Here is a 21698-nt window from a genome sequence, read left to right as displayed (position 1 = left end):
TCAGCTCCCCCAGCCGGCTTGCAGTTCGGACTCGAACTCATCGATCTCGTCCTGGTCGATCGCGTTCAGGCCCACGTCGGACGGGGTCACGCCCCGGTCGCCGACCCGGTCCACATGCGACACCAGGCCTTCGAGCACCCGGAACCAGAGGTCCGCGATCGTTCGCACGGACTCCTCGCCGAGCAGGCCCCCTGCCCAGTTCCAGCTCGCGACCAGGCGGGAGCCGTCCTCGCCGTCGACCACACCGGCGTTGAGCTCGATCACGTGCGGCAGCGGCAGATCAGGATGCTGGTCCGGCCCGGTGTCGAGACCGAGCTCCATCCCCCACTCGACCGGACCAGGCGCGTCGAAGCGGCCGAGGTAGTTGAACGCCACCTGCGGTGCACGGCCCCGCGCCAGCGCAGGCCCGGTCTCGGCATCGAGGTGGCGGAGCAGTCCGTACCCCATGCCCCGGTCGGGGAACCCGCGAAGTTGCTCCTTGATCCGGCGCACCGCGGTAGCCGCGGACGCGCCACCGGCGAGCAGGTCCGCGCGATCGACCTCACCCGGGTCGAGGCGGACCGGGTGCAGATCGGTGAACCACCCCACGGTCCGGGAGAGGTCCGCATCGCCGACGACGTCCTCCTGGCGACCGTGCCCTTCCACGTCGAGCAGGAGCACCGACCCACCGCCGCGGGCCGCGTCCGCTCGCCAGGCGGTCACGGCGACCGCGAGCGCGGTGAGCAGCACGTCGTCGACGCCCGCCCGGAACGCCGCCGGAGCGGAGGCCAGCGCGGCTCCGGTCACCTCCGGCCCGAGAGTGCTCCGCCAGCGCCGTACCGTGCCGTAGGTGTCCCGCGCGGGGTCCAAGGCCCGTGAACCGAGCAGCGGGTCCGGGGTGTCCACCACGTCGGACCAGAACGCGGTCTCCGAGCGACGCACCGGCAGCGTCGCGATCTCAGTGAGCCGCCGCGCCCAGGACCGCAGTGAAGTACCCACCGGGAGCAGCACCGGCCGCTCACCCCGCGCGGAGGCCGCGTACGCCTCGGCCAGGTCACCGAGCAGGATGCGCCAGGAAACACCGTCCACCGCGAGGTGGTGCGCCACGATCAGCAGCCGGCCTGGCTCGTCGCGGCCGTGGTCGAGCCACACCACCGCGACCATCGCCGCGGCTTCGGGATCGATCCGCTCGCGGGCCAGCACCGCTTGCTCCCGCACCGCCGCCCCACGTCCGTCCGAGTCCTCGGTGGACACGTCGACCCGGCGGACGCACTCGGCGGCCACGACCGCTCCGGTGGGAGGAACGTCCATCTCCGCACCCTCGCCGGTTCCCGTCAGCGTCATCCGCAGGGCGTCGTGCCGATCGAGCAGCACCTGCCACGTGTCGATCAGCGCGTCGAGGTCCAGGTCCGCGGGGACGGTCACGACCTGCGTCTGCGTGAAGTGCTCGATCGGGCCACCGCGGTCGAGGAACCACCGGGCGATGGGGAGCACCGGCGCGGTGCCTACCGCGTCCTCGCCGTCGACCGCCACGGCACGGGCGTCGGTGACCACGCTCGCGAGCGAAGCGGCGGTCTGGTGCTCGAACACCTGCCGCAGCGTGATCGAGAGGCCCTCGCGGCGCGCCCGGCTGACGAGTTCGATGGACAGGATGCTGTCGCCGCCCAAGGCGAAGAACTCGTCGTCCGGCCGGACGTCCTCACGATGCAGGACCTCGGTGAACAGCCCGCGCAACACGTCCTCGACGCGCCCACCGGACGACCCGGCACCAGCGACCTCGGTACCGCGGTCCACGTCGACGGCGTCGGGTGACCCGAGTGCCTCGACCGCACCGCGACGGGTGCGGCGAACGCGGACGCCGGTGGGGTGCAGCACGTCGTGGACGAGTCCGGTCGGAGCCGCGACCGCCGCTGCCGGGGCGAGCGCCAGGCGCTCGACGCCGCTGCCGGCCACGTGCAGTTCGCCGGCGACTCCCGTGGGCGCGAGGCGCCCTTCCGAATCGAGCACGAAGTAGTGCAGCAGCGGGGCGGCCTCCGACCAACCCAACGAGTCGACGACGGGACGCCATTCCTCGCCGAACTCTCCGTGGAGCAGGGCCTCCTGCTCGTCCGGCAGGAACACGTCGAGGTCGGACACCCGACGTCGCGCGTCGCGCACGACGGCGTCGAGCAGGATTTCGAAGCGCCGCGCGATGGTTCTCGCGGTCTCCTCGTCGAACAGGTCGTCGCTGTAGTGCAGGACGCCGGCGAGTCCGCCCGGTGAGCCGTCCTCGGCGCGAGCGCTGCGCACGGTGAAACCGAGGTCGAACTTCACCGAACCGGTGTCGGTGGGCTGGGGTGACACGCGGAGGCCGTGCATTCCGTGCGCCGCGTCGAGGGCGGTCTGCTGATCGTCGTCGTCGAAGGTGAGCATGACTTGGAACAACGGATGCCGCGACAACGAACGCTGCGGATTCACCACCTCCACCACACGCTCAAAAGGCACATCCTGATGCGCGAACGCACCCAAATCCACCTCACGAACACGACCCACCACATCCACAAAAGACGGATCCCCCGACACATCCACCCGCAACACCAACGTATTCACGAAAAACCCGACAACACCCCCCACCGCCTCATCAACACGACCCGCCACCGGAGACCCCACCGGAACATCAACACCCCCACCCAACCGCGACAACAACACCACTAACGCCGCCTGCACCACCATGAACACACTCGCATCCACAGACCGCGCCAACCCCACCACACCAGCATGAACACCCGCAGAAACCCCGAACTCCACAGACCCGCCCACACCAGACGACACCACCGGACGCACCCGATCCACCGGCAACACCAACTCACCCGGCACACCCGACAACACATCCGACCAATAACCCAACTGCCCCGCAATCACACTCCCCGCATCACCCTCAACACCCAAAAACCCCCGCTGCCACAACGCAAAATCCACATACTGAACACCCAACACACCCCACCCAGGCACACCCCCGCACACCCGAGCCGAATACGCACACCCCACATCCCCCGCCAACACACCCAACGACCAACCATCCGACACCACGTGATGCACCAACAACAACAACACGTGCTCGTCCGGTCCGACGCGGTACAAGGTCATGCGCAGCGGCGGTGCGGCCGACAGGTCGAAGCAGTGGCGGACCTCCTCGTCCAACAGGGCACGGAGATCCGCCTCGTCCGCGTCGACCACGGTCAGTTCCGCCGCGGCCTGCTCGGCGTCGAGGACGACCTGGAACGGGCCGTCGGCGTCCTCGGCGAACACCGTGCGAAGCGACTCGTGTCGTCCGACCACATCGGACAGTGCGGATCGGAGGGAATCGAGGTCGAGCGAACCGGAAAGCCGCATCGCCATCGGCAGGTTGTAGGCGGGTCCGGGCTGGAGCTGGTGCAGCAGCCACAGCCGCTGCTGCGCGAAGGACAGCGGAATCCGCGCCGGCCTGGGCCGTACGCGGACGACTCCGGCACGAGCGGCACCAGCGTCCTGGAGCACCTCGGCAAGGCCGGCCACGGTGGGAGTCTCGAACACCTGCCGCAGCCCGGTCTCCAGGCCGAGCAGCGAGCGGATCCGGCCGACCAGACGGGTCGCGAGCAGCGAGTGGCCGCCGAGCGCGAAGAAGTCGTCGTCGATGCTCACCCGCTCGGTACCGAGAACCTCCGCGAACAACTCGCACAACCGTTCTTCCTCGACGGTGCGCGGCGCGCGGCCTTCCGGTCGGTGTTCGCCGTCCGGTTCGGGCAGTGCCGCGCGATCCAGCTTCCCGTTCGCCGTCACCGGTAACGCGTCCAGGAGCACGACCGCCGCTGGCACCATGTGTTCCGGCAGGACCGTTCGCAAGGCGGTCCGCACGTCCTCCGGACGAGGCGCGAGGTCGGGGTCGACGGCTACCACGTACGCGACCAGCCGGTCCTCGCCATGCACGTCGGGACGCGCGACGACCACCGCCGACGACACGTCACGGTTCTCGCGCAGCGCGGCCTCGATCTCACCCGGCTCGACCCGCATTCCGCGAACCTTCACCTGGTCGTCAGCACGTCCCAGGAACTCCAGGTACCCGCCCGAGGTCCACCGGGCCAGGTCGCCGGTCCGGTACATCCGGTCCCCCGGGGCTCCGTGCGGATCGGCGACGAAGCGGTCAGCGGTGAGGTCGGGCCGGTCGAAGTATCCGCGCGCGAGCTGAACTCCGCAGAGGTACAGCTCGCCCGTCACGTTGCCGGCGACCAGGTCGAGCTTGTCGTCCAGCACGCGGACCACGGTGTTCCACACAGGACGACCGATCGGGACGACCGCGTCACCGCGATCCGCCTCGTACTGCCACCACGTGACGTCGACCGATGCCTCGGTCGGGCCGTACAAGTTGTCCAACCGGGTGTCCAGGACGGCCCTGCCCCTCTTCGCCAGATCGCCCGGCAACGCTTCGCCACTGCACAGGACGCGGCGCAACGTCGTGCATTCCGCGGCCTCGGGCACGTCGAGGAAGGCCGCCAGCATGGGAGGGACGAAGTGGACCGTGGTGACGCGCTCGCGCTGGATGAGGGAGGCGAGGTACGCGGGGTCGCGGTGCCCCAGGGGCGCGGCCAGCACCAGGCTCGCTCCGGTGATCAGCGGCCAGAAGAACTCCCACACCGACACGTCGAAACCTGTCGGTGTCTTCTGGAGGACCCGGTCGTCCGGCTCCAGTCCGTACTCGCCCTGCATCCAGTCGAGCCGGTTGACGATCCCCGCGTGATCGACGACCACGCCCTTCGGTCGCCCGGTCGAACCCGAGGTGTAGATGACGTAGGCCGGATTGCCCGGGAGCACGGCGTCGGATCCGATCAGGGCGAGATCGGATCCGTCGCGCTGATCGAGGTTCGCGCGGACCTCCGCCGAGTCCACGACGATGCGGGGCACCCCGCCACTCGTGGACGGGAGGAACCGTTCGGTCTCCTCGGTCGTCAGCAGGACGTCCGGACGAGCGTCGCCGAGCAGGAACGCGATGCGCTCCGCGGGATGGTCCGGGTCGATCGGTACGTAGGCCGCGCCGGACTTCAGCGCGGCGAGGAGGCCGACGACCAGCTCCGGAGAACGCGGCACGGCCACCGCGACCCGCTGCTCCGGTCCCGCTCCGCGTTCGACCAGCAGCCGTGCGAGCCGGTTCGCACGCTCGTTGACCTCCTGGTAGGACAGGTCGACCCCGTCGAAGCGAACCGCGACGCGGTCGGGTGTCCGCCGCACCTGCTGCTCGAACCGCTGGGGGAGGCAGCCGCCCTCGGTGGGGTGGTCGGTGTCGTTCCAAGAACCGAGCAGGGCGCCGCGCTCCTCGTCCGTCAGCACGTCGACGGCGCTCACCGGCAGGTGCGGGTCGGCGACCACTTCTTCGAGGACCTGAACCAGGCGTTGGGTCAGTTGTTCTGCCGTGGAGCGATCGAACAGGTCGGCGCTGAACTGGAGCAGCCCCCGCATTCCGTCCGGTGATCCGTCCTGGCGCCGTCGTTCGCCGAAGCCGAACATGAGGTCGAACTTGGCGGAGCCGATGTCCACGACCTCGGCGGTCGCCCCGTGACCGAAACGGGCGGCCACCGCCTCGACCGCGCCTTCGACGGCCGTGTTGTCGAAGGTGAGCATGACTTGGAACAACGGATGCCGCGACAACGAACGCTGCGGATTCACCACCTCCACCACACGCTCAAAAGGCACATCCTGATGCGCGAACGCACCCAAATCCACCTCACGAACACGACCCACCACATCCACAAAAGACGGATCCCCCGACACATCCACCCGCAACACCAACGTATTCACGAAAAACCCGACAACACCCCCCACCGCCTCATCAACACGACCCGCCACCGGAGACCCCACCGGAACATCAACACCCCCACCCAACCGCGACAACAACACCACTAACGCCGCCTGCACCACCATGAACACACTCGCATCCACAGACCGCGCCAACCCCACCACACCAGCATGAACACCCGCAGAAACCCCGAACTCCACAGACCCGCCCACACCAGACGACACCACCGGACGCACCCGATCCACCGGCAACACCAACTCACCCGGCACACCCGACAACACATCCGACCAATAACCCAACTGCCCCGCAATCACACTCCCCGCATCACCCTCAACACCCAAAAACCCCCGCTGCCACAACGCAAAATCCACATACTGAACACCCAACACACCCCACCCAGGCACACCCCCGCACACCCGAGCCGAATACGCACACCCCACATCCCCCGCCAACACACCCAACGACCAACCATCCGACACCACGTGATGCACCAACAACAACAACACGTGCTCGGTCACGTGATTCGGGTCGTCGTCGGAATGCACGACGAAAAGAGTGGGGCGCAGGGGAATGTCGGTCGCGAGATCGAATCCGACCTGTCCGTGCGAGACGAGTTCGCCTCGCAGGTCGCTCTCGGACACCTCGACCGTGGTGAAACCGAGTCGTACCGACTCCGGTGCCAGCACGACCTGGAACGGCCCCTCGTCGTCTTCCCCGAAGACCGTTCTCAACGACTCGTGGCGTTCGACCACATCGGACAGCGCCGCTCGCATCGCCGCGTGGTCGACCGCGCCGGGGATCCGGAGCGCTACCGGCGTGTTGTACTGCGAACGCGGCCCCTCCATGCGGTTGAGGAACCACAACCGCTGCTGGGCGAACGACAGCGGTAGCCGCTCGGGACGCGGCAGGGCCACGACCGGTGGCCGGGACGACCCGGTGCTCGTCTCGATCACGGCGGCCAGGCCGGCCACGGTCGGAGCGGTGAACAACTGGCGGATCGTGACGTCCACGCCGAAGGTCGACCGGATGCGACCGGCGAGTGTCGTACCGAGCAGGGAATGACCGCCCAGATGGAAGAAGTTGTCATCGATGCCGACCTGCGGCAGCCCGAGAACGTCCGCGAACAGCTCGCACAGGAGCCCCTCCTGCGGAGTGCGCGGCCCGCGCCCGTGCGTGCGGACCACTTGCCCCGGTGCCGGCAGGGCGGCCCGATCCACCTTGCCCGCGACGGTCAACGGCATCTCGTCCAGCGGCACGAACACCGCGGGAACCATGTAGTCGGGAAGCCCGTCCTCCACGTGCGCCCGCAGGACCGCGTCCGCGACAGGCCGTTCGCACACCACGTAGGCCACCAGGCGCGTCCCGCCGGAGCCGTCCGCGCGCGGCACGACCACGACGTACCGGACGTCGCGGTGTCCCTGCAGGACGGACTCGATCTCACCCAGCTCGACCCGGAAACCGCGGATCTTGACCTGGTCGTCGGTCCGCCCTGCGAACTCCAGCTCGCCGTGCCGGTTCCACCGCACCACGTCACCGGTGCGGTACATCCGGGAGCCCGGTGCCCCGAAAGGATCAGGCACGAATCGCTCGGCGGTGAGTCCCGGCCTGTTCAGGTACCCGCGCGCGAGCCCGGAACCCGCGACGTACAGCTCTCCGTGCACGCCGATCGGCACCGGCCTCAGTCCGGTGTCCAGGACGTACACCGTGGTGTTGGTCGAAGGAACACCGATCGGAACGGGATCGGTCACCGGTTGCTCACAACGACGGCTCGACACGTCCACAGTGGTCTCGGTCGGACCGTAGGCGTTGAACAGCGTGTGGTGGCGAGCCCAGCGGGTAGCGACCTCGACGGGCAGGCTGTCGCCCGCCGACACCACGCGCAGCCCCCGGGGAACGGTTTCCGGCCGCATCACCGCCAATGCCGCCGGAGGCAGCGTGACGTGCGTGATCCGCTCGTCCTCCAGCAGCCGCCGGAGTGCGTCACCGGGGTTCCGGCTCTCCTCGGAGGGCAGCACCAGGCACGCACCCGACAAGTGCGCCATGCACATCTCGGAGACCGACGCGTCGAATCCTGGCGACGCGAACTGGAGGACCCTGCTGGATTCGTCGACTTCGAACGCGGCGATCTGGGTCCGAGCGAGGCTCGCGACGCCTTCATGAGTCACCACCACACCCTTGGGCCGACCCGTGGACCCGGAGGTGTGGATCACGTAGGCGGCGCGACCGCGCGACCGCACCCCTCCTCGCTCGGTCGCGGACAGGTCGGTCCCGGCGCACCCCGCGACGGCGGACTCGACGGCTGGGTCGTCCAACAACAGCACCGGCGACGCGGTCCTCGGAAGCAGCCGGACGTGCGCGGAGTCCGTCACCACGAGCACCGGCTCGGTGTCCTCCAGGATCAGGCCGATCCGGTCGGACGGTTGGGTGGTGTCGATCGGCGCGTAGGCTCCTCCGGCCTTCATGGCCGCGAGGAGTGCGACGACGAGTTCGGGCGAACGCGGCAAGGCGAGGGCGACGACGGAATCGGGCCGTACTCCTCGACTGACGAAGTGCCGCGCCAGGCGGTTCGCTCGCGCGTTGAGGTCCGCGTAGGACAGTTCGCCGTCCCACCACCTGAGGGCGGTCGCCGAGGGGGTTTCGGCCGCCTGCCGTTCGAACAGCTCGGGCCAGGTTCCCTCCGCTTCGTCCCGGGAACCGTTCCACTCCACGAGGGTCCGCTGCCGCTCACCGGGTATGAGGACGTCCAGCGTCGAGAGCGTGCGGTTCGGCTCGGCGATGACGTGTTCCAGCACGTGCTGGAGTCGTGCGGCGATGAGCAGCGCCGTCTCGGGGTCGAAGAGATCGCTGCTGTAACGCACCCCGCCTTCCAGACCCGCCGCCGCGCCGTCCGGCGAGAACGTCTCCCCGAGGTCGATCGACAGGTCGAACTCCGCGCCCCCGGTATCGGTGTCGAGCAACTCCACCTGCACCCCGGGTGCCGCATTCACCGCGTCGAGCCCGTCCTGGCGAAAGGTGTTCTGCCAGCTCAACATCACCTGGAACAGCGGGTGGCGCGACAGCGAGCGCGTCGGTTGCAGTGCCTCCACCAACCGCTCGAACGGAACGTCCTGGTGCGCGTAGGCCGCCAGGTTCGTGTTCCGAATCCGGTCGAGCAGGTCGAGGAATTCGGGGTCGCCGGAGGTGTCGGTCCGCAGGACCAGGGTGTTGACGAAGACACCGACGAGTTCGTCGACGGCACCGTGCGTCCGTCCGGCGATCGGGATGCCGATCGGGAGGTCCGTGCCCGCCCCCATCCGCGACAGCAACGCCGCGAAAGCGGCTTGCACGACCATGAAGACACTCGTGCGGCTCTGCCTCGCCAGGGCGCGGACACCCTCGTGCACCGCGGCCGGGATCTCGAACTCCAGGCGCCGGCCCTGATGGGAGGCGACGGCGGGGCGCGGCCGGTCTGCCGGGAGCGGCAACTCGTCGGGGGCGTCCCGGAGCTCCTCGCGCCAGAACGCCATCTGTCGAGCGAGGACGCTGCCGGGATCGTTCTCCGAACCGAGAACCTCCCGCTGCCACAGGGAGAAGTCGGCGTATTGCACGGCCAGCGCCTGCCAACGGGGCGCACGTCCGTCGCGCCGGTCGGTGTAGGCGATGGTGAGGTCGTGCACCAGGCGTTGCATGGACCAGCCGTCACCCGCGACGTGGTGGACGACGAGCAGCAACACGTGCTCGGCCGGAGCGTCGACCACGTCGAACAGCCGCGCGCGCAGCGGAGGGTCGACCGTGAGATCGAAGTGCTCGCGCACCGCGCGCACGAGCTCCTCGTCGAGGTCGTTCCGGTCGACGCGCACCACCGGCAGAGCCGTCGCGGACTCGGCGACCGGGAGCACGATCTGGTGCAGTCCGTCGTCGTCTTCCGCGAACACGGTGCGCAACGTCTCGTGCCTTGCCACCACATCGGACAGCGCACGGTGGAGCGCCGGAACGTCGAGGTCACCGGTCAGACGTAGTGGCACGGGAATGTTGTAGGTCGCACTGCCGCCGTCGAGGCTGTCGAGGAACCACCAGCGGTGCTGGGCGTACGAGACCGGCACCCGATCCGGGCGTCCCCGCTTGTCGAGCGGTGGCAGCTCGCCGATCCGTTCCGCCCCGCCGATCAGCGCTGCGAGGTCGGCCACCGTCGGCGACTCGAAGAGCTGCCGGATCGGCAGGTCCACCCCGAAGGTGGCCCGGACCCGCGCGACCAGTTTCGTCGCGAGCAGCGAATGCCCGCCGAGGGCGAAGAAGTCGTCGTCGATGCTCACGCCGGTCACATCGAGAACGTCCGCGAACAGCCCGCACAACAGCTCGTCCTCGGGGCCGCGCGGACCACGGCCGGCCGGTCGCGTGGTCGTCGTGGGCTGCGGAAGCGCCTTGCGGTCGACCTTGCCGTTGGCGTTCAACGGCAGCGCGGCTAGGACCGTCACGATGGGAACCATGTACTCCGGCAGCACCCGCCGGAGGTGTTCCCGCACCTCGTGGGCCGTCTCCGCTCCGGTGTCGGCCACCACGTACGCGACCAGGCGCTGGTCGCCGGGCTGGTCCTCGCGCAGCAGCACCACCGCCTGGCCCACACCGGGGTGGCGCAGCAGCGCCGATTCGATCTCGCCCAGTTCGATGCGGAATCCACGCACCTTCACCTGCGAGTCGGCACGGCCGACGAACTCCAGCTCCCCGCGTTCGTTCCAGCGCACCAGGTCGCCGGTGCGGTACATCCGCGAACCGGCGGGACCGTGGGGGTCCGCGACGAACCGTTCCGACGTGAGGGCCGGCCGCTTCCAGTAACCCCGCGCGAGCACGGAACCGGCGACGTACAGCTCCCCCGCCGTGCCCTGGAGCACCGGGCGCAGGCTGCCGTCGAGAACGTAGGCACGGCTGTTCGGGAACGGGCGTCCGATCGGCACCGCACCGGACGGCGTCGGCACTCCCGGTTCGAGCCGGTGCTCGGTGACGTTGACCGTCGCCTCGGTGGGTCCGTAGGCGTTGCACACCGTCACGTCGGGGAACCGCGACCGCCACGAGTCCAGCGCACCACCGAACAGGGCCTCGCCGCCCAGGATCAGGCATCCGCTCGGGGAAGCCTGGTCCGGCAACGCCTCCAGCATCTCCAGGTGGCTCGGCGTCGCCTTCAGCAATGCCGGCCGTCCCGCCGCGCGCACCTCGGACTCGGTCAAGTCCGCCAGGCGCACGCATCCGCCGCTCACCAGCGGGGTGAACAGCGCGGTGACCGTGAGGTCGAAGGCGAGCGGAGAGTGCAGCAAGGAGGACTCGCCCGCGCCGGGGTAGGCCGTGCGAGCACGCGCCAGGTACCCGGCCACCGACCGGTGCTCGACGACTACGCCCTTGGGATGCCCGGTGGATCCCGACGTGTAGATGACGTAGGCGGGGTGCCGCGGGCTGATCGGGCTGAGGCGATCAGCGTCCGAAAGGGCGTACGACGGCAGTGCCGCGAATTCCGGGGCGGCGAGCGCTTCGGCGAGGACGGCGACCTCGGCGTCCCCGGTGGACACCGAGCCCGCCGCCTCGTCGGAGGTGAGGATCAGCGCCGGGGAGCAATCGTCGATCACGTACCGGATCCGCTCGGCCGGATGGTCCTGGTCGACGGGCACGTACGCGGCGCCCGACTTCAGCACGGCCAGCATCGCGGCGACCGCCTCCACCGAGCGCGGCAGCACGAGCGCGACGAACGATCCCGCGCCGACGCCACGAGCACGCAGATACCGGGCGAGCCGGTTCGCGACGGCGTCCAAGTCCCGATAGGACATCCGCGCGTCGGACGACCACAGCGCGAGCGCATCGGGAGTGTCCCGCGCCTGCCGGGCGAACAGGTCCGGGAGCAGGACCGCGGCACCGTCGTCGGTCTCGCCCGAGCCGAGTTCGAGTGCGGCGCGACGACGATCGTCGTCCGGTCCGGGCAACCCGCCGATCGGCTCGTCCACCGCGGACAGAAGTGTGCGGAGGAAGCTCAGGAAACCATCCCGGTGTGCGCGCACGGCATCGCCGTCGAGCACGTGCGGGTTGCCGTCGAAGTCGACTCGGACACCGCTCGAACCGTCGGCGGTTCCGTAGGCGTGCACCGACACGTCGCGCACCCGGCCGGTGGACAGCTGCCGCGCGACCACCTCGTGCCCGTCGAACTGAACGGTCTGGTCGAAGGTGACGACGTTGACCACCGGACTCGCCGACGCCCCGGAGCGACCTCGCCGGAGTTCGGTGTGCAGGTCCTCGCCTCGGTACCGCTGGTGCGTGATCGCGCGCAGCACCTGCCGGGCGGTGTCCCCGACCAGTTCCCCGAATCGTCGCCACGGGCCGACCGGCACGCGCAGCGGAAGTTCGTTGGACATCATCGCGGGCGTGGTCATCGCGGCCGGTGTCGTCCGCGCCGACAGCGGCAGTCCTAGCACCACGTCCTCGGCACCGGTGCTTCGGTGCACGTAGGCGGCCATCGCCGCGAAGAAGACCACGGGCCACCGCGTCCTGGCCGCACGCGCCACCGCCAGCATGGCCTCGACATCGACTCGGTCGAGCCACACGGTGTCGGTGAGTTCGCCGTGGGCCGGAGGTGCCGAGCCGTCGTCGAAGACGGCCGGAATCGGCTCGTCGGCGAAGGCACCGCGCCAGTACTCGCGGTCGCGGTCGTGCCGGGGCGAGGCGCGGTACGCCTCTTCTTCCGCGAGCAGCTCCGCCCACTCACCGAACGGTGCGACCGCCGGCTCCACGTCGGGCGAGCCGTCGGCGAACGAAGTGTAGAGGTCCGCGATGCGACGGCAGTGCAATGTCTGCCCCCACCCGTCGATCAGGATGTGGTGGTAGCGGAAGTACAGGAATTCCCGCCCGGGCGCACGGAGCAGCGCGTGTGCGAACAACGCGCCGTGCTCCCAGTCCTGGGGCGCGCGAACCTCGGCACGCATCCACTCGAGGCACTCCGCCACCGATTCGCAGTCGACGACCGTCAACGTGGCCGTCATGGCGCGCGGCACCTGGCGCACGCCGTCCACATCGGACTCGAACCGCATCCGCAGCGCGCAGGTCTCCTCCACCGCCCGGGTGACGGCTCGTCGCAGGCGATCGGCGTCGAGCGCGCCTTCGATCTCGAAGTACACGGCGCAGTGGTAGAGCGACGTCTCCGGTTGTAGTTGCTGGGCGACCCACACGCCCTGCTGCGCGGCCGACAACGCGAACCCGGCCTCGGACTTCGGCACCGTGCACTCTCCTCGGATGGAACGGGTGGGCGCGCCCACGGTCTTGGCTCGGCTTCAGCGGGGGTTTGCGCCGAGTTCCGCCAGATGGCTCGCGAGGGCGGCGACGGACGGGTGTTCCCAGGCGACGGCGGGGTCGAGCACGAGGTCCCAACCGTCCTCGATCTCCGCGACCAGCGCCGCTGCCCGGACGGAATCCAGCCCGTAATCACCGAGCTCCGCCTCGACCGCGATCTCGGACGGCGGCCGGTCCAGGAGTGCGGCCACGCGTTCGGCCAGCCACGCCTGGAGTTGCGCTCGACTCGTGTTCATCCGGCTACCGCCGTCTCCGCCGTGTGCTCGGGTGCCCGCACTGACCGGCCCGGCAGGCGCGAGTCCACTTCCGCATACCGGGCTTCGAGTTCGCCCGCGCAGAACGAGGACTTCATCTGTGCGCGCTCGATCTTGCCGCTGGTGGTCCGCCGCACCGCTCCCCTGCCCAGCAGCACCACTCCACCGACCGGAACACCGAACTCGCGGGACACCGTCCGCCTGATCGCGGTGGCGAGTTCCGCGAGGTCTCGCGGTGCCGGGTTGCCCCGCACTTCGTGCGTGATCACGACTGCCGCGTCGTCCCCGGGCACGTCGACGTCGAACACCGCGCCCACGTTGCCCAGTTCGGGATGCTGCGAGCGGACTTCCTGCTCGACGTCGTGCGGGTAGAGGTTCCGTCCACGGAGGACCAGCATCTCCTTCAACCGGCCGGTGACGTAGAGTTCGCCGTCCACCACGGTGCCGAGATCCCCGGTACGCAGGAACTCGCCGTCGCCGTCCGCGGTTGTGGCGCGGAAGGTCCGCTCGGTGGCGGCAGCGTTGTTCCAGTAGCCGTGGGCGACGCTGGCACCCCGCAGCCACAGCTCACCGATCGCGCGTTCCGGCAGGACCTCGCGACTGAGCGGATCGACGACGATCACGTCGTAGCTCTCGGCGGCGAAGCCGTTGCTGGCGAGCGCCCGGCCGGCCGCGTCTCCGGGGACCGGGGCGAACACGTGGCGGTCGAGCTCGCCGCGCGCGACCCGGGCGGTCACCGGCTCGCGAGGAGCCGAGCCGGACACGAACACCGTCGCTTCCGCGAGTCCGTAGCAGGCGCACTGCGCCTCGGCCCGGAAACCCGCGGGGGCGAACCTCTCCGCGAATTCCTCCATCGTGGACACCCGAACCGGCTCGGAGCCGTTCACGGCGTACCGCCAGCGGGACAGGTCGAGCTCCGCCACCTGGTCGTCACTGGTGCGCCGGGCGGCCAACTCGTAGCCGAAGTTCGGCGCGGGCGACCACGCCACGTCGTAGCGATCGATCATCTGGAGCCACTGGTGCGGACGTTTCAGGAAGGACGTCGGGCTCATCAGCACGCAGGTGCTCCCGAGGAACAGCGCGGGCAGGGTCTGCGCCATCAGCCCCATGTCGTGGTACTGCGGTGCCCAGCCGCCGAATCGCGTGCCGTCCTCCACCTGGAGCGTGGTGCAGAGCGCTTCGGCGTTGACGAGGAGGTTGGCGTGGCTGACCACGACGCCCTTGGGCGATCCGGTGGAGCCGGAGGTGTACTGCAACAGCGCGATGTCGTCCCGCACCGTCGCCGGGGCGGTCCAGCTCGCGGGATCGGCGATGCCGCCGGAGTCGGTGGCGAGGACGTCGATCTCGCCCAGCTGCTCGCCCGCGAAGCGTGCGACGGCGTCCAGGTTGATGAGGTCGGTCAGCACCGCGCTCACGCCCGCGTCGGAGGCGATGCCCCGAACCCGTCGCCGCTCGTGGTGGTACCGCCCCGGCAGTGGGGCGGGCACCGCGACCATTCCCGCGTAGAGGCACCCGAGGAATCCGGTGGTGAAATCGGCCGGTGGGTAGAGCAGCAAAATTCGTGACCCGACCGCGAAACGCTCCCGCAGCCACACCGCGACGGTGCGGGCGCGCTCGTCGAGCGTCGCGTAGCTGAGGTGGTCGGCCTCCCGTGCGCTCGCGTCGTGGACACGCACCACCGCGTCCTGCCCAGGGCGGGACGCGGCCTGGTGGCGAAGCAGCGCCGTCACGCTGCTCCACCGTCCGATGTCGACGACCATGCGCGGATTCCCCCTAACTTGGCGGCACGCGCTCGTGGCGGTTCCGCGGAACAAGAGAAACGGCGAGAAAACCGCGAAAACTCAGCGTGTGCCACGCCTCGCGTGACACCGCGCTGAAGCCCCCAGCTTCTCGTGGTGTGCCGCGCGTCTCCGAGCAGGTCGTCAGCGCACCGGCATGAACCGATCGGAAGCTATCCGCGCACGTGAACGCCGGTCAAGGTTCGTAAGTCAGCGCAAAAAGGAACGAACGACCGCACGGCACGGGGAGGTTCAGACCCGGCTGGATCGGACCCGATTTCGATGGCGGAGGATGCGGTGACAACGCGCCCGCGCAGTGGACCGCTCCTCCGTCACCCCGCCGGCCGGGCGGGTGGGTGGTCGGTACGGCACCTCGTCACTCCGATCCCCGAGTGGGCCCGCCGGACTCCACCGGAGTGGTCGGCAACGTCGCCTGGACGGAGAACCCGCCGTCCGGGGTCGGCCCGGTGGTGAGCGTGCCGTGCAGCAGTCCCACCCGCTCGTGCAGGCCGACCAGTCCGAGACCGCTGCCCGGCAGCCCCTCCGATACCCGTTCCGGAGCCGCGTTGCTGACACCGACCTCCACCGCGGACGTCAGGTACCGCACCGTCACCTCGGTCCTGGCGGTTCCGGCGTGCTTGTGCACGTTGGTGAGCGCTTCTTGCGCGAGCCGGTAGGCGGTGTGGTCGACCATCGCGGGCAACGCCACAGGCGTGCCTTCGCACCGATAGCGAACGTCGAGGCCAGCGGAGCGAGACCGTTCCACCAGATCCTCGATGTCCGCCACGGTGGCCTGCGGCTGCAGCTGGACCTCCGACGGGTGGAGTCGCAGCACGCCGAGCACCTCGCGGAGCTGCCCCAGCGCCTCCCGGCCGGTGCGGCGGATCAGCGCGGCCTCGTCCGCCAGCAGTTCGTTCGGCGAGTTCGCCTCGATCGCGCCCGCGTGGAGCACCATCAGCGACACCCGGTGCGCCACCACGTCGTGCATCTCGCGGGCGATGCGAGAACGCTCCTGCGCGCGGGCTTGCTCCGCGCGGGCCTCCTGCGACCGCAGAAGCTGCTGGGTGCGTTCCCGCAGCCCCTCGACGACCTGCCGTCGCGCTTTCACCCACAGTCCGATGAACAACGGCAGCACGACGAACAGGGCCACCCCGCCGAAGGAACTCTGGACCGAGTCCCACCCGACGTCCGGCCGCCCCACGCGCACGAGAGTGGGCGCCATGACCGCTGCCGTCGCCGCGACCGCGTAGGTCGCGAGCACGAACGAGCGCAGGCGCAACGCCGCCCGGAACGACGCGACGCAGAGCAACGGCCAGAGCGAGGCGATCAACCAAGTACCGAACGCGAGTGCGTACAACGGCCACGACCAGCGAGGCGCCAGCCAGGTCACGACCGCCGAGAGGGCGGCGATCAGCAGGGTCAGGGCGAGTCCCGGAATCGAGGTGAACGCGGCCGGTTCGGCTACCAGAGCTCCGGCGGGGAGGAAGGTCGCGACGAACACCGCAAGGCACACCGCTACGGCGAGCACGCGGTCGGCCGTCGACCACGACCGGTCCTTCGCATCGAGCTGCTGGGATTCCGAGCGCGCCTTGGGGTCCACGCGCCGAGCGTAACGGCCGTCCGACGTCCCCTTTCGAGGCGCGACTTTAGTTGCAGATCGTCTATCCGATCGGCCGACGGCAGCGAACTCTCCCGGGCACGACGCTGTGCGGATGACTCAAACGACCGCTGCCGTCCGTGCAGCCGGATTGACCAAGGTGTACGGCCATGCCGAGGCGCGCGTCGTGGCGCTCGACAGCGTCGACGTGGAGTTCCGCAGCGAGCAGTTCACCGCCATCATGGGACCGTCCGGGTCGGGCAAGTCGACGCTGATGCACTGCGTCGCGGGACTCGACGCCCCCAGCGACGGTGAGGTCTTCGTCGGCGGCACCGCCCTGACCGGCCTCGACGACGTCGCCCTCACCGAGCTGCGCCGGGACCGGATCGGGTTCGTGTTCCAGGCGTTCAACCTGCTCCCCACGCTGACCGCCTGGGAGAACATCACGCTCCCGCTGGACCTCGCCGGGCGCAAGCCCGACCCGCAGGTGGCCGAATCGATCATCGAGGCGATCGGCTTGCGGGACCGGCTCAGCCACCGGCCGAGCGAACTCTCCGGCGGCCAGCAACAGCGAGTGGCATGCGCCCGTGCCCTCATCACCCAGCCGGACGTGGTGTTCGCCGACGAACCGACCGGTGCGCTCGACTCCAGGTCGTCGTCGGACATCCTGTCCTTCCTCCGCCGCAGCGTGGACGACTTCGACCGCACCGTGGTCATGGTGACCCACGAGCCGATGGCCGCTACCTACGCGGACCGGGTGTTGTTCCTCGCCGACGGCCGCCTGGTGGACGAGATGTACGCACCGACCGCCGAAGGCGTGCTGGACAAGATGAAGTCTCTGGAGAAGGTCGGTCTCTGATGCTGCGAGCAATGCTGCGCGATCTCCGCGCACACCGGGGCCGCCTGGCCATGACCTTGGTCGCGATCGCGCTCGGCGTCGCGTTCGTCGTCGCGAGCTTCGTCGTCTCCGACTCCCTGGCCAAGACGCTCGCCGGGCAGACCGCCCGGGGTGGGGTCGACGTGTCGGTGCAGACCGCGTCCCAGGACCCGGATCTGACGCTCGCCGACCGCGACGCGTTGGCGGCCACGAACGGCGTCGCCGAGGCGCACGGCGTGATCGCCGGACGTGCGGGTGTGGTGGGCACCGACGGCAAGCTGGTCTCGACGGGCACGGACCTGGCGGGCACGAACTGGGACGAGACCGGCCGGTTCACCCTCGTTGACGGGCGAGGGCCGCAGCGTCCGGGCGAGGTGGCCCTCGCCGAGTCGCGCGCCGGCGAGGCACGACTCGCCCTGGGTGATCGTGCCCGGATCGTGCTCGGCGACGGCCGCATCGACGAACCCGTCGTCGTCGGGCTCTTCCAGTACTCCGCGCTGGGGCCCGATGCCGCGGGCCGCTCCGAGCACGTCCCGTCCATCGCCTACGACGGGGCGACCGCGGCGTCGCTCGTCGGGGACCGCTTCGACCGCATCGAACTCACGGGCACCCCCGGCACCGAACCCAGCACCTTGCGCCAGGCCGCCGAGCAGACCATCGGAGCCGGGCACGCCACCGACGAGTACAGCGTGTCCACCGGTGCCGAGCTGGTCACGAACGCCGAGCAGGCCGCGGACAAGACGGCGTCGGACACACTCGCGCAACTGCTGCCCTTCGCGGCGATCGCGTTGTTGGTCGGCATGTTCGTCATCACCAACACGTTCAGCCTCCTGGTCACCCAGCGAACGAGGCAGTTCGCGCTGCTCCGCGCGGTAGGTGCCCATCGCAGGCAGGTCCGGTCGAGCGTGGTGGTCGAGGCGACCGCGCTCGCGTGCGTCGGGGCGACGATCGGCACGGTGCTCGGGATCGGGCTCGGCCTGATCGTGTTCCGGTTCATGCAGCCCGAGGGCGACGTGGTCCGCTACGGAGTTCCGCTGCTCGGCGTCGGGGCGGGCTATCTGGTGGCGGTCCTGGTGACCGTCGCGGCGGCTTACGGTGCCGCCCGGCGCGCGGCGGCGGTCTCCCCGATGGCCGCCCTGCGCAACGACGTGGTCACGTCGAAAGGCCCGCACACCCGCCAGTCCATCGCCGGTGGGATCTGCGTGGTCGCGGGCCTCGTCGCGATCGTGGCCACCGCGTCTCCCGGTCTCGGCACCCTCGAACGGATGATCGCGATCGGCGGTGCCGTGCTGTGCACGGGCGGGGTACTGCTGCTGACTCCGGTCGCAGCCGGCGCGCTGCGCCCTCTCGCCACCTGGTCGCAGGGCTGGGGAGGCCCGGCGACACGGCTCGGGATGCGCAACGCGGCCCGCGACCCCCGGCGTACGGCTGCCACCGCGACCACCCTGATGGTCGGGCTCGGGCTCGTGTGCGCCTTCGCGACGCTCAGCTCCAGTCTGGCCACGATGGTGACGGCCTCGATCCGGCTGAACATCCCGGTGACCTCGACGGTGCTGGAACCGGCCGCCGGTGGCGCCGCCACCCTCGGCCCCGGCGTGGTCGGGGAGCTCAGGTCGCTGCCCGCCGTCTCCACCGTCCTCGCCAGCAGGGACACCTTCGCCGAAATCCGGCACGAGGGTGGCACCAGCGAGCGCATCGTCTCCGCGATCGACCGCGAGGGGCTGGGCGAGGTGCTCACGCCGAAGATCACCGAAGGGACCGACGACGTGTCGCGCGGTGCGATCATCGCGCAGAACGAGGCGAACATGCTCGGCCTCGAGGTCGGCGACCCGCTCGAACTGGTCGTCGAGGGAACGCCGGTGAAGACCGCGGTGGTCGGCGTCTACGACGCCACCGAAGCACAGGCGAGCATCTTCTTCGACCAGGCCCTGGCACCGCCGCACCTGCGCGACCACGTCACGACGGTCTACGCCGGCGGCCCCGACCCGCAGGCCGCACGCGAGGCCATCGCGACCGCCTTCCAGGACCGTCCCGAGATCTCGATCACCGATCGGGACGGGGTGATCGCCGACCGGGTGGAGGAGTTCCGGTACGGCCTGCTGGTCATGTACGCGATGTTCGGCGTCGCGATCGTGATCGCCGTCTTCGGCGTCGTCAACACGCTCGCGCTGTCGGTGATGGAGCGGTCCCGCGAGATCGGCGTGACCCGCGCGGTCGGAGCCGGCCGCGCCCTCGTCCGCCGTACGATCAGGGTGGAGAGCATCGTGATCTCCCTGTTCGGCGGCATCCTCGGTGTCGGTGTCGGAGTCGGTACCGGGACGGTGATGCAGCACGCGATGCTCGGGCAGGCGCTGTCCCGAGCGACGCTCCCGTGGACGCTGATCCTGCTCGCCCTGGTCGGGATCGTCATCGTCGGTGTGCTGGCCTCGCTGTGGCCCGCCCACCGGGCGGCACGCACCAACATGCTGGAGGCGATCGGGTCCGACTGACCCGCCCCGCCCGGTTCCCTCCCGTACCAGTGGGAGGGAACCTGCGCGTCGGGGTCCGGAAGCAGGTGAACAGCGCCCAGCCAGCGGGCGCCTCGCAGTCCACACAGGACTGATTTCGCCGGCGCTTAACGGATGCCCCTGAGCGATCCGAAACCGTTGCCCCGGGGCACCTCCGCTGACACACTCGCCGCACAGCGGAGCACGCTCACCCGCGCCTTTCTGGGGAATCCGCGCGACGACGCTTCGCTGCCGATGCGGGAAGGACCTCACGCGCATGGCGCCATCGAGCACGCTCAGCCTGCTCAGCCTCTACCAGCCGGACTGGGCGGCTGATCCGTACGCGCTGTACCACGCGATGCGCGAGGAAGGCCCGGTCCAGTGGGACGACTGGATGCGGAGCTGGATCGTCCTCGGTCACGCCGAGATCGCGCGGCTTTCCAAGGACGACCGGCTCTCCGGTGCGCGCATCGCAGACTTCCACGCCCAGCTCCCGGCATCGGTCCGCTCCGATATGGAGCCGCTCGCCGGCGCGCTGTCGGACATGATGCTGTTCAACGAGCCGCCGGAGCACACCCGCCTGCGCCGCATCATCAAACCGGGTCTGACCCCGAGGTTCATCCGGGAGATGCGCCCGCTGATCGCCGAGCGGGCGGAGGAACTCGTGGACGCGGTGCTCGACCAGGGGCACATGGACGTCATCGGCGACTTCTCCGAGCCGCTGTCCCGGAACGTGATCGCACACCTGGCCGGAGTGCCCGGCCACGCCACCCCGCTGCTGGAGAACTGGCAAGGCCTGCTGCACGAGTTCTTCACCCAGTCCTGCGCGGAAGTCCCCCGGGTGAACTCCCTGCGGGCCGCCTTCGACGAGCAGGCCGCGAAGCGACGTGCGGGTACCGCCGACGATCTCTTCAGCCAGGTGATCGCCGGACAGCTCGAACGCGAGACCTACACCGACGACGAGGTCTTCGCCAACTTCCTGCTGCTCATCGACGCCGGACAGGCCACCACGACCCACCTCATCGGCAACGCGGTCCTGGCGCTGCTGCGCCACCCCGATCAGCTCGCCCGGCTCCGGGCCGATCCCGACCTCTGCCAGGTCGCGGTCCACGAGTTGATGCGGTACGACAGCTCGGTGCAGTTCACCACCCGTGTCGCGCTGGAAGGCATGGAGGTCGGCGACCAGCACGTCGAGCAGGGCCAGTCCGTCACCCTGGTCCTCGGGGCGGGCAACCGCGACCCACGCCGCTACGACGACCCGGATCGTCTCGACGTCACCCGCAAAGCGACCGACCACCTGTCGTTCGGACACGGCATCCACTACTGCCTCGGGGCCTCGCTCGCGCTCGCCGAAATCGAGATCGCGCTGCGCGTCCTGTTGGAGCGGACGACCGAACTCAGGCTGCGGACCGACGACCTGGACTGGCTCGACAGCATCAACTTCCGGTTCGCCAAGGAACTGCCGGTCGAATTCAGCACATGACGTCCACGTTTCGACGCATCGTCCATGATGGACGGTTAAGTCCAGGGTGAAAGCGCCGTCTCGGGGCGGATTCCTGGCTTCAGGGCCTTGCACCGGTGCCGGAAGGTCCCGATCGTGTCGTTGGCAGGGACATCTC

General features: G+C 69.8%; 7 protein-coding genes. 3 read left to right on the top strand and 4 right to left on the bottom strand.

What is annotated here, in order from left to right; genetic code table 11:
• The 4 genes from LCD31_RS02905 to LCD31_RS02890 form a co-directional block, all read right to left on the bottom strand.
• A complete protein-coding gene (locus LCD31_RS02905; protein WP_374201637.1) occupies positions 1–12966 on the bottom strand; it encodes an amino acid adenylation domain-containing protein in 12966 nt (4321 codons plus the stop codon).
• Positions 12967–13068: 102 nt separating this feature from the next.
• Positions 13069–13323: an acyl carrier protein gene (locus tag LCD31_RS02900; protein ID WP_224955852.1), complete on the bottom strand. Its 255-nt coding sequence runs from the start codon at positions 13321–13323 to the stop codon at positions 13069–13071.
• Entirely contained in the window at positions 13320–15101 is a 1782-nt protein-coding gene (locus tag LCD31_RS02895) for a fatty acyl-AMP ligase (protein ID WP_224955851.1), read from the bottom strand. The genes LCD31_RS02900 and LCD31_RS02895 overlap by 4 nt, the downstream gene beginning before the upstream one ends.
• Before the next feature lie 394 nt (positions 15102–15495).
• Positions 15496–16719 (bottom strand): histidine kinase, encoded by a 1224-nt coding sequence (locus LCD31_RS02890; protein ID WP_224955850.1) that lies wholly within the window; start codon positions 16717–16719, stop codon positions 15496–15498.
• 112 nt (positions 16720–16831) lie between these two features.
• Here LCD31_RS02890 and LCD31_RS02885 point away from each other — a divergent pair, with 112 nt between their 5' ends.
• The 3 genes from LCD31_RS02885 to LCD31_RS02875 all read left to right on the top strand — a co-directional run bounded on the left by LCD31_RS02885 (position 16832) and on the right by LCD31_RS02875 (position 21562).
• A complete protein-coding gene (locus LCD31_RS02885) occupies positions 16832–17575 on the top strand; it encodes an ABC transporter ATP-binding protein (protein ID WP_224955849.1) in 744 nt (247 codons plus the stop codon).
• Positions 17575–20082: an ABC transporter permease gene (locus tag LCD31_RS02880; RefSeq protein ID WP_224955848.1), complete on the top strand. Its 2508-nt coding sequence runs from the start codon at positions 17575–17577 to the stop codon at positions 20080–20082. Before LCD31_RS02885 ends, LCD31_RS02880 begins: the two co-directional genes overlap by 1 nt.
• Positions 20083–20356: 274 nt before the next feature.
• The gene (locus LCD31_RS02875) at positions 20357–21562 is read left to right on the top strand and encodes a cytochrome P450 (RefSeq protein WP_224955847.1); all 1206 of its coding nucleotides are present in this window, start codon (positions 20357–20359) and stop codon (positions 21560–21562) included.
• Positions 21563–21698 lie beyond the last annotated feature (136 nt).

This window comes from Saccharopolyspora sp. 6M, assembly GCF_020176775.1.
GTDB classification, from domain to species: Bacteria; Actinomycetota; Actinomycetes; order Mycobacteriales; family Pseudonocardiaceae; genus Saccharopolyspora_C; species Saccharopolyspora_C gregorii.
Note: the sequence above shows the minus strand (reverse complement) of the source record. Positions and strands in the feature narration are given on the sequence as shown.